This window comes from Actinoallomurus sp. NPDC052274 (assembly GCF_040679475.1).
Lineage (GTDB): Bacteria > Actinomycetota > Actinomycetes > Streptosporangiales > Streptosporangiaceae > Actinoallomurus > Actinoallomurus liliacearum.
In genome coordinates this window covers 26,296-40,160 of record NZ_JBFAUT010000005.1, presented here as the reverse complement: position 1 = coordinate 40,160, position 13,865 = coordinate 26,296, and the positions used below count along the sequence as shown (strand labels likewise).

The 13,865-nt window shown below is 70.0% G+C and carries 14 protein-coding genes; 7 read left to right on the top strand and 7 right to left on the bottom strand.

Features of this window, described 5'->3' with window-relative positions:
• Positions 1-95 precede the first annotated feature (95 nt).
• Both AB0K82_RS06060 and AB0K82_RS06055 read right to left on the bottom strand, forming a co-directional pair.
• Positions 96-356: a DUF4235 domain-containing protein gene (locus AB0K82_RS06060; protein WP_364393313.1), complete on the bottom strand. Its 261-nt coding sequence runs from the start codon at positions 354-356 to the stop codon at positions 96-98.
• Between the two features lie 121 nt (positions 357-477).
• Positions 478-1,278, bottom strand: coding sequence for an aminoglycoside 3'-phosphotransferase (locus tag AB0K82_RS06055; protein WP_364393311.1), 801 nt, complete (start codon positions 1,276-1,278; stop codon positions 478-480).
• Between the two features lie 204 nt (positions 1,279-1,482).
• Between AB0K82_RS06055 and AB0K82_RS06050 the strand changes: the two genes are divergently transcribed.
• Positions 1,483-2,862, top strand: a complete 1,380-nt coding sequence (locus tag AB0K82_RS06050; protein WP_364393309.1) for a ricin-type beta-trefoil lectin domain protein — start codon at positions 1,483-1,485, stop codon at positions 2,860-2,862.
• 181 nt (positions 2,863-3,043) lie between these two features.
• On the opposite strand, the gene AB0K82_RS06045 is transcribed toward AB0K82_RS06050, so the two are convergent.
• The 3 genes from AB0K82_RS06045 to AB0K82_RS06035 all read right to left on the bottom strand — a co-directional run bounded on the left by AB0K82_RS06045 (position 3,044) and on the right by AB0K82_RS06035 (position 5,226).
• Positions 3,044-3,838 (bottom strand): SAM-dependent methyltransferase, encoded by a 795-nt coding sequence (locus AB0K82_RS06045; protein ID WP_364393306.1) that lies wholly within the window; start codon positions 3,836-3,838, stop codon positions 3,044-3,046.
• A gap of 474 nt (positions 3,839-4,312) precedes the next feature.
• Positions 4,313-4,408, bottom strand: a complete 96-nt coding sequence (locus tag AB0K82_RS06040; RefSeq protein ID WP_364393304.1) for a DUF397 domain-containing protein — start codon at positions 4,406-4,408, stop codon at positions 4,313-4,315.
• Complete coding sequence (locus AB0K82_RS06035; RefSeq protein ID WP_364393302.1) at positions 4,405-5,226, bottom strand: helix-turn-helix transcriptional regulator; 822 nt, start codon at positions 5,224-5,226, stop codon at positions 4,405-4,407. The genes AB0K82_RS06040 and AB0K82_RS06035 overlap by 4 nt, the downstream gene beginning before the upstream one ends.
• A gap of 144 nt (positions 5,227-5,370) precedes the next feature.
• Between AB0K82_RS06035 and AB0K82_RS06030 the strand changes: the two genes are divergently transcribed.
• The 6 genes from AB0K82_RS06030 (at position 5,371) to AB0K82_RS06005 (ending at position 13,078) form a co-directional block, all read left to right on the top strand.
• Positions 5,371-5,778 (top strand): ATP-binding protein, encoded by a 408-nt coding sequence (locus tag AB0K82_RS06030; protein ID WP_364393299.1) that lies wholly within the window; start codon positions 5,371-5,373, stop codon positions 5,776-5,778.
• A gap of 217 nt (positions 5,779-5,995) precedes the next feature.
• Positions 5,996-6,202 carry a hypothetical protein gene (locus AB0K82_RS06025; protein WP_364393297.1) on the top strand — a complete coding sequence of 69 codons (207 nt, stop codon included), beginning with the start codon at positions 5,996-5,998 and terminating at the stop codon, positions 6,200-6,202.
• 836 nt (positions 6,203-7,038) lie between these two features.
• Positions 7,039-7,287: a hypothetical protein gene (locus tag AB0K82_RS06020; protein ID WP_364393295.1), complete on the top strand. Its 249-nt coding sequence runs from the start codon at positions 7,039-7,041 to the stop codon at positions 7,285-7,287.
• Positions 7,288-7,858: 571 nt separating this feature from the next.
• On the top strand, positions 7,859-10,900 hold the full coding sequence (locus AB0K82_RS06015) for a discoidin domain-containing protein (RefSeq protein WP_364393293.1): 3,042 nt from the start codon (positions 7,859-7,861) through the stop codon (positions 10,898-10,900).
• A gap of 166 nt (positions 10,901-11,066) precedes the next feature.
• Positions 11,067-12,809, top strand: a complete 1,743-nt coding sequence (locus AB0K82_RS06010) for a pyruvate dehydrogenase (protein ID WP_364393291.1) — start codon at positions 11,067-11,069, stop codon at positions 12,807-12,809.
• 62 nt (positions 12,810-12,871) lie between these two features.
• Positions 12,872-13,078, top strand: coding sequence for a helix-turn-helix domain-containing protein (locus AB0K82_RS06005; RefSeq protein ID WP_364393289.1), 207 nt, complete (start codon positions 12,872-12,874; stop codon positions 13,076-13,078).
• A gap of 3 nt (positions 13,079-13,081) precedes the next feature.
• Here the strand turns inward: AB0K82_RS06005 and AB0K82_RS06000 are convergent, their stop codons facing one another.
• Together AB0K82_RS06000 and AB0K82_RS05995 are read right to left on the bottom strand one after the other, a co-directional pair.
• Complete coding sequence (locus AB0K82_RS06000) at positions 13,082-13,285, bottom strand: hypothetical protein (RefSeq protein ID WP_364393287.1); 204 nt, start codon at positions 13,283-13,285, stop codon at positions 13,082-13,084.
• A 373-nt stretch (positions 13,286-13,658) separates the two neighbouring features.
• On the bottom strand, positions 13,659-13,805 hold the full coding sequence (locus AB0K82_RS05995) for a hypothetical protein (RefSeq protein ID WP_364393285.1): 147 nt from the start codon (positions 13,803-13,805) through the stop codon (positions 13,659-13,661).
• Between the last annotated feature and the right edge of the window lie 60 nt (positions 13,806-13,865).

Sequence of the window (13,865 nt, the reverse complement as noted above, 5' to 3'; positions counted from 1 at the left end):
GTCTGACTCGTCTGACCGGCCGACGGGTTCTGGCCGTCCGGTGACCGGGGTCCTGTGGACCTCCGGTCACCGGACGGTGTCCGCGGCTCGTACGGTCACGAACTCTCTCGGCCGCCGTGGCGGCGGACCAGGTAGCCGTGGTTGAGGGCGGCCTTGACGCCGCCGACGATCGCGCCCTGCAGCGCGGCGGCGGCCAGGACCTCGACCCAGCCGCGCTCGACGTCCCCGGCGTCGGGCGCGTCGTCCTGGCCGGAGACGAGCTTCCAGGTCTGCTTGAACAGCGCTCCGGCGATCAGGCCGCCGGCGAGGCCGAGGACCGCGGAGACCGGACGGGAGATCGAGTCGGACCTGCTCATGACCGGCTCCGGTGGTCCCTCGTGCTCACGTTGCCCGCACCTCTTCCCGTTCGGGGGTTCCGTTTACCGCTTCGGTGCGGCGGATACCCGGTGAACGCGCGGGCTAACGCGACGCCTCGGATCAGTCCCCGAGATCCCACAGGAGACGGTAGTACCGCATCCGGTCCGGGTCGGGACGGACGCCGTAGGCGTCGAGGAGGAGGTCCTCCCATCCGGGGCCGTAGTTCCACTCGGTGCTCCAGGCGGCGATGGCGAGGTCGGCCCATCGGTCGGCGACGCCGAGCCGACCGAGGTCGACGTGGGCCGACCAGCGGCCGTCCTCGCCGATGAGGGTGTTGGGCGCGCAACTGTCGCCGTGGCAGACGACGAGCCGGTCGTGCGGCGGGATCTCCGCGAGGACCGCGAGCGCCCGGTCGACGCCCAGGGGGCGGTGCGCCGGGTCCCAGCGCGTCGCGTCGACGCGGCCCTGAGCGGCGCGCCGGCGGGCGTCGGCGAGCCGGTCTTCGGCCGCCCAGGAGAACGGGCAGTCCGCGACGGGGAGCGCGTCGTGGAGGGCGCGCAGCCCTTCGCCGACGGCCGTCACCGCCGTTCGCGGTTCGGCCTTCCACCGGTCGGCGACGGCGCTCTGACCGCGCAGGGCGGCGGTGACGAGCCAGGAGCCCTCATCGTCGGCGCCCTGGTCCAGCACCCGCGGCACCGGGGTGAACGCCACCGCCCAGGACAGCCGTACGGCCTCCTCGGCGAGGTCGAGTCCGCTGCCCGGCGGAGCCCATTTGACGAAACACCGGTCCGGGTCCGCGCCGACCTCGAACGTCAGCCCGCCCAGCTCGTTCTCCCACACCGCACGCACCGGCCGGCCCGCCGCCAGGGCCGCCACGTACGCGGGAACCGTCACATCCGATCGCGGGGGTCCGGCAACCATCGCCCAATCCTGTCACGAGACGGGCCCTGCGGTCTCTTGACGCGAATCGTGTCCCCTGGGCTATATTCGGGCTAATTCTTAGGAAACCTTCCTTATCTTTGAGGCCGACCAGGCCTCGATCGCGACGACGGCAGGAAGGAGGAGGTCCGACCCCTTACTTCGCGTCTTAGTTGAAGCATTGACCTTCCTGAGAGGACCCCCGCCATGAATCAGGAACGCTTCTCCCGTCTCCGGCTCCGGCTGCTGGCCGGCGCCGCCGCCCTCGCGCTGCCGCCGATCGTCGCCGCGGCCTCCCCCGCCTGGGCCGCGACCGGACAGATCACCGGGTACGGCGGCAAGTGCGTCGACATCGCCGCCGCCAACAGCGCCAACGGCACCCAGGTTCAGCTCTACGGCTGCAACGGCACCAGCGCGCAGCAGTGGACGGTCGGGACCGACGGCACCATCCGCGGCCTCGGCAAGTGCCTCGACGTCGCCGCCGCCAACAGCGCCAACGGCACCAAGGTGCAGCTCTACGACTGCAACGGAACCGCCGCCCAGTCGTGGACCGCGGCCGCCGACGGCAGCCTGCGCGCGCTCGGCAAGTGCCTGGACGCCACCGGCCCCAGTTCGGCGGACGGCACCCCGCTGCAGATCTGGGACTGCGCCGGCAGCGCCAATCAGAAGTGGACGCTGCCCGGCGGGACCGGTACCCCGCCGCCCGCCTCCGGGCGGATCCCCGGAGCCCCCTACCTCTACATGGGCTGGGGCAACCCGCCCAACCCGGCCACGGTCATGAGCGCCACCGGGGTCAAGTCCTTCACCATGGCGTTCGTCAACTCCAGCGGCGGATGCACCCCCGCCTGGGACGGCTCCAGGCCGCTCACCGGCGGCGTCGACGCGCAGGCGATCTCGGCGATCAAGGGCGCCGGCGGCAGCGTCGAGGTCTCCTTCGGCGGCTGGTCGGGCAACAAGCTCGGCCCGAACTGCGCGTCCTCCTCCGCGTACGCCGGTGCGGTGCAGCAGGTCATCAACGCGGTCGGCCCGGCCGTGGTCGACTTCGACATCGAGAACACCGACGAGTTCTCGAACTACACGGTGCAGGACCGGATCCTCGGCGGCCTGAAGATCGTCAAGCAGAACAACCCGAACGTCAAGATCGCCGTGACCTTCGGCACGACGACGAGCGGACCCAGCGGTGACGGCGTCCGGCTCATCAACCAGTCCAAGGCGCTGAACGTGCCGATCGACAGCTACACGATCATGCCGTTCGACTTCGGCGGCGGTTCGAACATGTACCAGAGCACCGTCAACGCGGCCGAAGGGCTGAAGACCGACCTGAAGAACGCGTGGGGCTGGACCGACGCCCAGGCGTACGCGCACATGGGGATCTCCGGCATGAACGGCCTGTCCGACCAGCAGGAGACCACCTCGACGGCAACCTGGACCCAGATCCGCGACTGGGCGGTGTCCAAGGGCCTGAACCGCCTGGCCTTCTGGGCGGTCAACCGCGACCACTCCTGCCCCGGCGGGGGAGTGCAGTCCACCTGCAGCGGCATCTCCCAGAACGACTGGGACTTCACCCGCATCACGGCCGGCTTCTGACCGAGGCCGCGCCACCGCTCCGGTCACCGTCGCCGTAACCCCTGGCGACGGCGACCGGGGCACTCCCCGTACGACGCCCGTGGCCAGGCTCGATCACCGATTGCGTTCGAGGGCCCCGGTCGCCACGGCGTTGGTGAGCACTCATCCGGCCACCGTCAACGCCCAGGATCAGCCAGATCCGTCAGCGCGTGCGGGCGACGGCCGTCCAGCCGGCCGTCAGCGGCTTCTCGGCGCGGGCGGGCCGCCACTCGCACAGGTGGACCACGCCGGGGTCGACGACGTCCATGCCGGCGAGGAGCGCGGTGACCTGGTCACGGGTCCGCGCGATGAAGGGGGCGTTCGCGCCGCGGTACGCGGTCGCCACGTCGAGGTTGCGCTCCTCCTCCACCGCGGCGTGGGAGAGGATGACGTGGCTGCCGGGCGCGAGGGCGTCCCGGTACCGCCGTACGAGACCGGCGGGGTCCTCCTCGTCGGGGACGAAGTGCAGCACGGCCACGAACAGCAGCCCGACCGGCCGGTCGAAGTCGATCAGCCGCCGGACGTGCGGGTCCTTCAGCACGGTCTCCGGATCGCGCAGGTCGGCGCGGACGGCGGCGGTACGCTCGGCGGAGGACAGCAGCGCCTGCGCGTGGGCCACCACGACCGGATCGTTGTCCACGTAGACGACGCGGGCGTCCGGGTGGGCGGCCTGCGCGATCTCGTGCACGTTGCCCTGCGTCGGCAGGCCCGAGCCGAGGTCGAGGAACTGGTCGACCCCGCTTTCCGCGACGTACCGGACGGCCCGCTGGAGGAACTCCCGGTTGGCGCGCGCCACCGCGGCGACGTTCGGGAGGACCTCGGTGACCTTGCCGGCGGCCTGGCGGTCGGCGCGGAAGTTGTTCTTGCCGCCGAGGAAGTAGTCGTACATCCGCGCGACGTTCGGCGTCCGGGGATCGACGTCGAGCCCGGCCGCCGCGTCCTCGACGGAATCGCTCATCCCGTCACGCCCCGGCCGCGCCCTCCACACCGATCACACCGACCCATGATCATGATCGTAGCCGGGGCCCGCCGCGCCGCCGCGCCGGATGCTCGGGAAAGGTCCCGCCCGTGGCGCGGATATGGGGCTTTTGTCGTCGTCCTGGGCTGCGGTCGCCGAGCATTCGGTACGCCGTGGGCGGCGGACCGGAGCCGTCCCGGTTGCCGGTTCGGCCGATGGAGGTGACCTCCAAACCGGCGCCAACCCCACGACCACACCGACCGGATTTGGCCGACGGCACCCGCACCATTCGGCTGGCGTGCTCAATCACTGGCGTTCACTGCTCTCTAGCCGCAGCGAACGCCAGTGGTAGCGCTTGAGGCCAGCCGCCCGGGCCCTTGCTTGCCGCCCACGACTCTCGGCGGGGCGCTGACCGAGGCAGTGCTCCCGCAACGACGAAGCCCCCGCCGAGGCGGGGGCTCGATGTCGGGAGGGTCAGGCTTGCTCGATCTCGTCGCGGGCGCTGGCCGCAACCTCGACGCAGTCAGAGTTTCCACCGCCGCTGTAGGTCGACTTACGGAAGTCGGTCACCTCATCGCCTCCATCGCGCGTTTGAGCATCTCTCGGGATGCCGATCGGGACAGGCACTCCGCCCCGATGTCGTCGAACCGTGTAACGAACCGGGCTACGCCCGTGCCATCGAGTACCAGTCTCCCGCCCTCTGCTGCCTCCGTATAGGCCACTTCGCCCTCTGGAGCACATGTCATGATTTTGAAGGCTCCCATCAGCCCGACGTGATACCCGGCAGAACGAGGGCGCACACGAAGAACGATGTTCGGCAGCTCTGAGACTTCGAGCAGGCGGGCGAGCTGCCTGCGCATGATGTCTGGCCCGCCGACTGGGCGATCTAGTACGCCCTCGTCGAGCAGAACATGAAGTCGTGGCGGGTCCTTTCGGGTCAGTAGACCTTGCCGGTCCATGCGTAGCTTGAGGTCCGCCTCCGTCTTCTCTGACGCCCCGCCCGCTTCGGCGACGATCGCGAGCCGCGCGTAGTCCTCGGTCTGGAGCAGTCCAGGGATGATCAGCGGTTCGAAGATGCGCAACATGCGGGCACGCGCTTCGTAGAACAGGTGCTCTTTGAACCAGTTCGGGTCGTGGTTGAGACGGGCGAACGTCAGGAGCCGGAGGAAGTGGCCGCCCGTTCGCCAGGCCGCGTCGAGGCGTTTCAGGTGATCCACATCGGGTCGCCGACGCATGGCTTCGAAGTTCGAAACGCTTGTGCGTGCGACGCCCATGACGCGCCCGACCTCGGTGACCGACTGCTTCCGCGCCTGCCGGTATCGCCTTAGGTCAAAGGCGAGCCAGTGCCAGAGGGAGGCGTCGGGGTTGATGTGGTCCGCAGCGCTCATCGCGGAGCTCCTGACCGTTTCAATGTTCTCGGGTACATACGCACCGTAGCGAACCGATGTCAGGCTGTCAGCTAAATCACGGAGGCCCATCACGAGATCGGGCGAAAAATGGACGTATTGGACTTGGAAAAGCCGGGAGCGTGGGTGCCTCCGGCTGACACCGGAGAGCTACGGATTTACCGGGCTGAGCCCGCGGCGGCGCGGCTGGCGCGGGGATTCGTTCGCGAATGCCTCACGGCCTGCGGCCGTACGGACCTGATCGAAGACGCCGAAGAGGTGATCTGCGAACTGGCCACCAACGCGATGCGGCACGGCGCCCCGAAGGGGGGCTACTTCGCGGTGCGTTTCGAGCGTCACCGGCAGGGATGCGTCTTCGACGTGATCGACAGATGCCCCAGGGTGATGCCCACGCTCCGGGACGCCGACGACCTCGACGAGGGCGGCCGGGGACTCCTCCTGGTCGAAGCCCTCACCGCCTCATGGGGCTACTTCCGCCGCCCCCTGAAAGACCACCGCGTCTTCGTGAAGGTGGTGAGAGTCGCCTTCGTCTAGGGCTGAGACGCCAGGCGATGTACGTCACCGCCCACAGCAAGAGAGGAACCCGACGAATGTCCGGACGCACGAACCAACCCACCCGTGGCCGCTCCATCCGGCGGCCGGAGCGGCCCGCTCCGCGACCAGAGGGAGTCTCATGGGCGTAGAAACCCAGCCCACGCGGCTCGGCAGCCGCTGTGATGATCTCCCCAGCAGGGGCAAGGAGCCGAGAGCCGTGGACGCCGTACCGGAAGGCGAGGCGCCACCCGGCTGGGTGCGCGTCGACGAAGACGTACGGGGAGTTCCGCTGTGGCGGCGGCAGGACGAACCCTGCTACGTCGCGACGCGCGACACGGACCAACTCCTGTTCATCGATGCCGCGCTCGCCCGGTTCGACCGGATGAGCGGGGACGAACTCCACCAGTTCATCTCCTCGCGGTAGGCGCTCCTGCCGGCGGAGCCGGTGCCACCGGCTGCCTCCGGCGTCCCGCGCGACCTGCGGTGGTTGTCTGTTGTGTCCCTGGGGTCGTCGGGTGGGGGCGTACGGGATGCTCGGAGAAGCCCCCTCGTAGCGCTGGTATGGGGGGCTTTGACCATCTCCTGGATCGCGATCGCCGAGCATTCGGTACGCCGCCGGCCTCCGGCCGGCGGCGTCCTGGGTGCCCGCTCGGCCGACCGGCAGGACGAACCCGCTGCTATCGGGCTTTGATCGGCTTGGTCTCCGTGGCCGGGAGGCGGACCGCGCCGCCGTCTTCACCGGGGTTCGGGCCCGCCACTGGATGGCTGATCGGTGGGATCAGCGCCGTGGATTTCGGTGCCGCCAACGACGGCGATCCAGGGCGGTAACGCGAGCCGCCCAGCGGACCTGGCCAGGGTTGGTGGTGCCTCGCTGCGGCCGGTCGGCGTTCCCGGTGACTCGCGGTGATCCGCTGGGACGCCGTCATCGCCGCGGCGCCCGAGCGGACCCGACTGCGCCCGGCCAGGCCCGGTGCGTCGGCATCCTGAGTGCCCGGAAGGCGACGGCCGTACGTTCCATTGCCTTTTCGTTGCTTCTGGTGCCGGTGATCGGGCGACTCCTTTGGTGTCCGCATTGGACGCCTTCTGTACCGGCTCCGGCTGGAGACGCGGCAGCTCGGCCGAGTACTGACAAAGTCCGTCTCAACGGACACGAAAGTGTTGTCCAGTTGTCGTCCTATCAGGGGTATTCGGCCCTATCCGGAAACAGTAAACGGTGCGAACCTTGTCGAAGTGGACTGGATGGTGAAAAGAGGTGGTCTCATGCTCCAGAAGGTCGGACAGCTGGTCGCCGCGGCCGTTGCGATGGCCATGCTGGTCCTCGGAGGCGTCCTGCTGGCCGGCGGCTCCGCGTACGCGCAAAAGGGGGCCGTCGCGTCGGTGTCGACGCGCGTCGATGCCAAGCCGGCGCCGTGTACCCGGTGCTGTCTCAAGATGAACCCCAAGACCCACCGGTGCGCTAAATACGGTTACAAGAAGGGCAAGGGCAAGTGCCAGGCCAAGTGCAAGTAAGGCCGTATTCGGGCGCCAGGTAAAACCCAACAGAGGTGTAACCGAAGACCGCGTTTGAGGGTTCTCGGTCGCGGTGGCCGGTCGGCGCGGCGCGTGGGCGCCCGGGTCGGCCGGTCATGCGGCGGTAGGGCCGCCGGTTGGCGCGGCGCGGGGGCGTCCGGGTCGGCCGGTCATGCGGCGGTAGGGTCGCCGGTCGGCGTGGCGCGGGGTGTACGGACCGACTGGTCATGTGGTGGCGGAGCCGTCGGCCGATCGTCGCGTCGGGCCTCGCGTGATCGGCATGGCGGGCGGCTGCGCGGGTGGCCGTAGGGTGCGGACCGCCTCAAGCAGGGACTTAATATAAGCTCCGAAAAAACTCCTCCTCGGAGTATTGACACCGGTCGCGATCCCGATCAGTCTCTCGGGAGAGCGCGCTCCTCCGCTCCCGGTGCACGTCAGAGCCCCAACTTCGCCGGGAGTCCTTGCCGCCACCAGCTTCACGGCGGGCGGTCTCCTCGCCGCTCCGCCGTGCCCGCGAAGAGGAGCCGCCCCCATGAAGCCCCGTCCCCGGGCAGCGGAACACCGTCCCGCCGTGCCCGCAGTAGTGATCACCATCCTGACCCTGCTCCTCGCCTGCGCGGGGACCGTCCTGTCCGGTTCGGCGAGCGCGGCCGCCACGCTGCTCTCGCAGGGCAAACCGGCCACCGCTTCGTCGGTCGAGAGCGCCGGTACCCCCGCCTCGGCGGCCGTGGACGGCGACACCGGTACCCGGTGGTCGAGCGCGTTCAGCGACCCGCAGTGGCTGCAGGTCGACCTCGGCGCCTCTGCCACCGTCTCCCAAGTGGTCCTCACCTGGGAGACGGCCTACGCGACGGCCTTCCAGCTCCAGGTCTCCGACGACGCCGCCACGTGGCGGACGGTCTACAGCACCACCAGCGGCACCGGTGGCAAGCAGACGCTCGACGTCTCCGGCACCGGCCGCTACGTCCGGATGTACGGGACGGCGAGGGCCACGGGCTACGGCTACTCGCTGTGGGAGTTCCAGGTGTACGGCTCGGCGGGGTCGACGCCGCCGCCGAGCGGCACGCCGATCTCCGCGTTCAAGCAGGTCCGGGCATCCTCGACCGAAGGCGGCAACGCCCCGGCGGCGGCGCTGGACGGCCGTACGGACACCCGCTGGTCCAGCCTGTACACCGACAACGAGTGGCTGGAGGTCGACCTCGGCGGGGCCGCCACGATCACCGGCGCCACGCTCGTCTGGGAGAACGCCTACGCCACCGGCTACCGGATCGAGGTCTCCAACGACCAGACCAACTGGACGAGCATCTACACCACCACGACCGGCAAGGGCGGCACCGAGAACCTCACGATCTCCGGTAAGGGCCGCTACGTGCGCTTCCACGGCACGGCCAGGGCCACGGGCTACGGCTACTCGCTGTGGGAGTTCCAGATCTTCGGCACGGTCGACGCGTCGAGCAACACGCCGCCGCTGCTGTCCCCGCCGACCAAGGCGCCGGCGACCACCGGCCAGTTCGCGCTGTCGGCGCCCGCCGACCACGCGATGGTCACCGACACCCGCCGACCGGCCCTGTCCTGGGCCGCGGTCTCGGGTACCGCGCACTACGAGGTGTGGCTCAATGTCAGCCGTACCGACTACGACTTCACCGCGTCCGGCCGCCTGCTCGACCTCTACACGAAGGTCGCCGAGCCGACGGGCACGAGCTACACGCCGACCTGGGACATCAGCGACCGGTGGACGTACAAGTGGTTCGTCGTCGCGGTGAACGGGTCGGGTGCCAAAACCACGTCGAACATCCGCACGTTCAGCGTCTACCTGCCCACCATCACGGCGGCGGGCGACGGCGTGAACATCGTGAACGGTGCCCGCGACCTCAACAAGGACGGGACGATCGAGCCGTACGAGGACTGGCGGCAGCCGGTCGAGACCCGCGTGGCCGACCTCCTCGGCCGGATGACGCCTGAGGAGAAGGCGTACCAGATGTTCTACAACGCCCAGACGTACCCGCAGTCGGGGTGGCACTTCGGCCCGGCGCAGCCGGCCGACCTCGACAAGGTGCTCCGCGCCGCCGCCGGAACACGCCTGGGCATCCCGCCGGTCTCCGCGGGCGACACGATCTCCGGGTACGAGACCACGTATCCGCTGCAGAGCGCGCTGGCCGCCGGCAAGGACTACCCGCTCGACTACAAGCTGGGCGACATGCAGCGCCGCGAGGAGCTGGAGGTCGGCACGCGCGGCGTGCTCGGGCCGCTGGCCGAGGTCGGCACCAAGGTGCTCTACCCGCGCATCCAGGAGGGCAACGGCGAGAACGCCGACGTCGCGGCCGCCCAGGTTCGCGCCCTGGTGGCCGGCCTGCAGGGCGGGCCGGAGCTGAACCCGAGCTCAGTCCTCGCGACCGTCAAGCACTGGCCGGGGGAGGGGGCCGGCGGTGAGGCGGGCATCGTCTACGACGCGGTGACGATCAAGTACCACATGATCCCGTGGCGGGCGGCGCTCGACGCGGGGGCGGTCAACATCATGCCCGGCTACGCGGGCAGCTCCTACCTCGACCCGGGCGGGCCGGGCGCGGGCAACAGCAAGCCGATCCTCGACTACCTGCGGAACAACCTCGGCTACACGGGCCTGATCACGACCGACTGGCTGCCCTCGGGCGCGTGGATCAGCGCGGCGAACGCCGGATCCGACGTGATGGGCGGCGCCGACCCGGGCGCGTCCGGATTCTCGATCGCGAGCTTCCTGTCCAGCGTGCCGATCGCCAGGATCAACGACGCGGTGACGAGGGTCCTCCGGCTGAAGTTCGAGCTCGGGATCTTCGACCGCCCGTACGGCGACCCGGTGAACGGCCCGTACCGCTTCCACCAGCCGTCGTACGCGGCACTCGCCAACCAGGCCGCGCGCGAGTCCATCACCCTGCTGAAGAACGACGGCGTCCTGCCGATGAAGCTCAAGGCGGGCGACAACATCGTGGTGGCCGGTCCGCGTGCCACCGACGGCGCCGCCTGCTGCGTCTGGACCAGCTACTTCCACCAGAACTACGGCTCGCTGGACATCCTGGACGCGATCAAGGCCAGGGCGGCGAAGGACGGCGTCAACGTCTACTCGGACAGCGGGCCGTCGCCCAAGCTGGCCGTCGTGGCGGTCGGCGAGCCCAGTTACACGCACGCCACCGCCTGGCCGGACACACAGCCCTACCTGCCGGCGGACCAGCTCGCCATCATCCAGAACTTCCACAACCAGGGGATCCCGGTCGTCGTGGTCATGGACCTGCCACGGCCGACGGTGATCTCCGAGTGGAACGGCATCGCCGACGCCATCGTGATGACCTACCGCGGCGGCGAGGAGGTCGGCCCGGCGACGGCCTCCCTCCTGTTCGGCGACTACACGCCGCACGGGTCACTGCCGTGGCAGCTCCCGCGCAGCGTCGACCAGGTCCTCAAGCCGGGCGGCACCGACACCCCCGCCGACGCCGTCGAGGACTGGAGCCTGCCGTACGACCTGGGCGCGACCGCCGCCGAGCGCTCCGACATCCGGGCGAAGATCGACGCCGGTCAGTCACCGGCCACGACCTACGGGGACCCGCTGTACCCCTACGGCGCCGGCCTCCACAGCTGGTAGGGAGGTGTTCGCGGGGCCGCACACCGACCGACGGTGTGCGGCCCCGCCGCGGCCCCGCTCGTGTGCATCGTCGCGGACCGGGGCACAGTTGGTACGAGGGCCAAGGCGACTCGGCCGAGATCGATCACCACCCGGCGGGCCGCCGCTCAACCGGGGGGACCGAGCGATGGCCAAGCGAACGGTGGCCGAGCAACTCGTCGACCTGCTCGTACGCGCGGGCGTCCGGCGGCTCTACGGCGTGGTCGGGGACGCGCTGAATCCCGTCACCGACGCCGTACGCCGCAACGCCGCGATCGACTGGGTCCAGGTACGCCACGAGGAGACGGGCGCGTTCGCCGCGGGCGCGGAGGCGCAGCTCTCCGGCCATCTGGCCGCGTGCGCGGGCAGCAGCGGGCCGGGCCACGTGCACCTCATCAACGGGCTGTACGACGCCCACCGCAGCATGGCGCCGGTGCTGGCCGTCGCCGCGCACATCCCCAGCGCCGAGATCGGCACAGCGTACTTCCAGGAGACCCACCCGGACCGGCTGTTCGCCGAGTGCAGCCACTACTCCGAGCTGATCTCGACCCCGGAGCAGACGCCGCGGGTCGTCACCACCGCCATCCAGCACGCCATCGGACGGTCCGGCGTCTCCGTCGTGAGCGTGACGGGCGACGTCGCCGGGCAGGAGGCGCCGTCCCCGGACGGCGACGTCGCCATCGTCACCGAGCGGCCCACCGTACGCCCCGGCGACGCGGAGATCGCCGAGCTGGCGCGGCTGGTCGACGAGGCCGAGGCGATCACGCTGTTCTGCGGGCGCGGCACGGCCGGCGCGCACGACGAGGTCATGGAGTTCGCCGAGCGCGTCAAGGCACCGGTGGGGCACGCGCTGCGCGGCAAGGACTGGATCCAGTACGACAACCCGTTCGACGTCGGCATGTCCGGCCTGCTCGGCTACGGCGCCGCGTACGAGGCGATGCACGAGGCCGACCTGCTGATCCTGCTGGGCACCGACTTTCCCTACACCGCCTTCCTGCCCGAGGACGTGCGCACCGCCCAGGTCGACATCCTGGCCGAGCACCTGGGCCGCCGCTCGCGCTTGGACGTGGCGATCTGGGGAGACGTCCGGGAGACGCTGTGCGCGCTCATCCCGCGGGTCCGGGAGAAGACCGACCGCCGGTTCCTGGACCGGATGCTGAAGAAGCATGCCGACGCCCTCGAAGGAGTGGTCACCGCCTACACCCGCGACGTCGAGCACCACCGGCCGATCCACCCGGAGTACGTCGCCGCGATCCTGGACGAGGAGGCCGCCGACGACGCGGTCTTCACGGTCGACACCGGGATGTGCAACGTCTGGGCGGCCCGCTACCTGTCCCCGAACGGCCGGCGCCGGATGATCGGATCGTTCAGCCACGGCTCGATGGCCAACGCCATGCCCCAGGCGATCGGCGCGCAACTGCTCGACCCCGGCCGGCAGGTCGTCAGCATGTCCGGCGACGGCGGCTTCTCGATGCTGATGGGCGACCTTCTCACGCTCGTCGCCTACGACCTGCCGGTGACGGTCGTCCTGTTCGACAACTCCAGCCTCGGCATGGTCGACCTGGAGATGATGGTCGGGGGCTTCCCGCCGTACGCGACCACCTATCCGCACACCGACTACGCCGCGATCGCGCGCGCCGCCGGGGCACACGCCGTCCGCGTCGAGGACCCGCGGGACGTACGCGACGCGCTCCGCGAGAGCCTCGCACACCCCGGTCCGTCGCTGGTTGACCTGGTCACCGACCCGAACGCCCTGTCGATCCCGCCGCGCATCACCGGCCGCCAACTGGCCGGCTTCGCCACGACCACGAGCAAGCTGGTGCTGACCGGCGGCGTCGGCCGCATGGTCCAGCTCGCCCGCTCCAACCTGCGCAACATCCCGCGCCCGTGACAGCGTCGCCCGGTCCGCGAACCGCATCATAACGCTCCACGGCGCGTCCTATGCTGGAAACCGTGACGGACAAGACCACTGCGACTCCACAGTGGCTGACCACGAGCGAGGTGGCGCGACTGTTCAGAGTGGCGCGTTCGACGGTGACGTCATGGGCGTACCGTGGCCTGCTTCCGTACACCGCGACCCCGACCGGCCGGCTCCGCTTCTACCGGGCATCGATCGAGCAGCGCCTGGCCGAGCGGCGCGGCCTCGACGGCCACCATTGAGGATCACTCCGTGGCGGGGGCGAAGAAGCGGATGAGGCCGCCGATGTTCGACAGATCGACGACGGCCTCGGTCAGGCGCTCGGCCCAGTCGTCGTCGCGGCGCGCCGCCACCGCCGCCTCGATCGCCGAGGGAGCCGCCGTTCCCCAGAGGGTGACGTCGCGCGCGGCCCTCGGCCGTGCCGGGCCCGCCGCGATGGGCCACCCCACCGGCCGTCGAACCGCCGCGCGAATACCCGCCGTACGCTTCCGGCCCACCGCCCGGCTACCAGACCGGTCCCCGTCCCCCGTCGGAGGACCAGGACCGGCGGCCAGGGCAGGTCATGCCCGCACCACGCGATCGCGCAGAGACCCCTCTCGTCAGGATCCACCGCCCGGAGGCCGCCCACCCGGTACCGGAGACGACGACAGGTCGGCCTCTCCCCATGGCATGAACGTGGTCTGCAGCGTCGGCTTGACGCAGTCGTCGTACCACTTGCATGCACGGCCTTCCAGCAGCCGTTGCACTGCCCATAGCCCGTAGTCGGCGACTTGTATGCCCCAAGCGCTCGGCGCATCCCAGACACAGAGAACGATCTCGCGATCACGGGCGACTTGTGCACATAATGAGCGCCGGGCCGTGATCGCCATGGAATACGGCAGTTTCGAATCCAAAATAACGGCTCGTACCGATCGAACCGGTCATATCCAGGTCGCCGGTCTCATCGGCGTACATGTAGACCTCTGACACAGCAGGAGTTTACTGCGATACCAGCAGTAAGCCATCCGACAACCCTGGGGGCAATATCGA

Excerpts from the sequence above, each read along its gene's own strand:
- AB0K82_RS06045 (WP_364393306.1), bottom strand. The coding sequence starts at position 3,838 with ATGAGCGATTCCGTCGAGGACGCGGCGGCCGGGCTCGACGTCGATCCC.
- AB0K82_RS06035 (WP_364393302.1), bottom strand. The coding sequence starts at position 5,226 with ATGAGCGCTGCGGACCACATCAACCCCGACGCCTCCCTCTGGCACTGG.
- AB0K82_RS06060 (WP_364393313.1), bottom strand. The coding sequence starts at position 356 with ATGAGCAGGTCCGACTCGATCTCCCGTCCGGTCTCCGCGGTCCTCGGC.
- AB0K82_RS06010 (WP_364393291.1), top strand. The coding sequence starts at position 11,067 with ATGGCCAAGCGAACGGTGGCCGAGCAACTCGTCGACCTGCTCGTACGC.
- AB0K82_RS06050 (WP_364393309.1), top strand. The coding sequence starts at position 1,483 with ATGAATCAGGAACGCTTCTCCCGTCTCCGGCTCCGGCTGCTGGCCGGC.
- AB0K82_RS06055 (WP_364393311.1), bottom strand. The coding sequence starts at position 1,278 with ATGGTTGCCGGACCCCCGCGATCGGATGTGACGGTTCCCGCGTACGTG.
- AB0K82_RS06020 (WP_364393295.1), top strand. The coding sequence starts at position 7,039 with ATGCTCCAGAAGGTCGGACAGCTGGTCGCCGCGGCCGTTGCGATGGCC.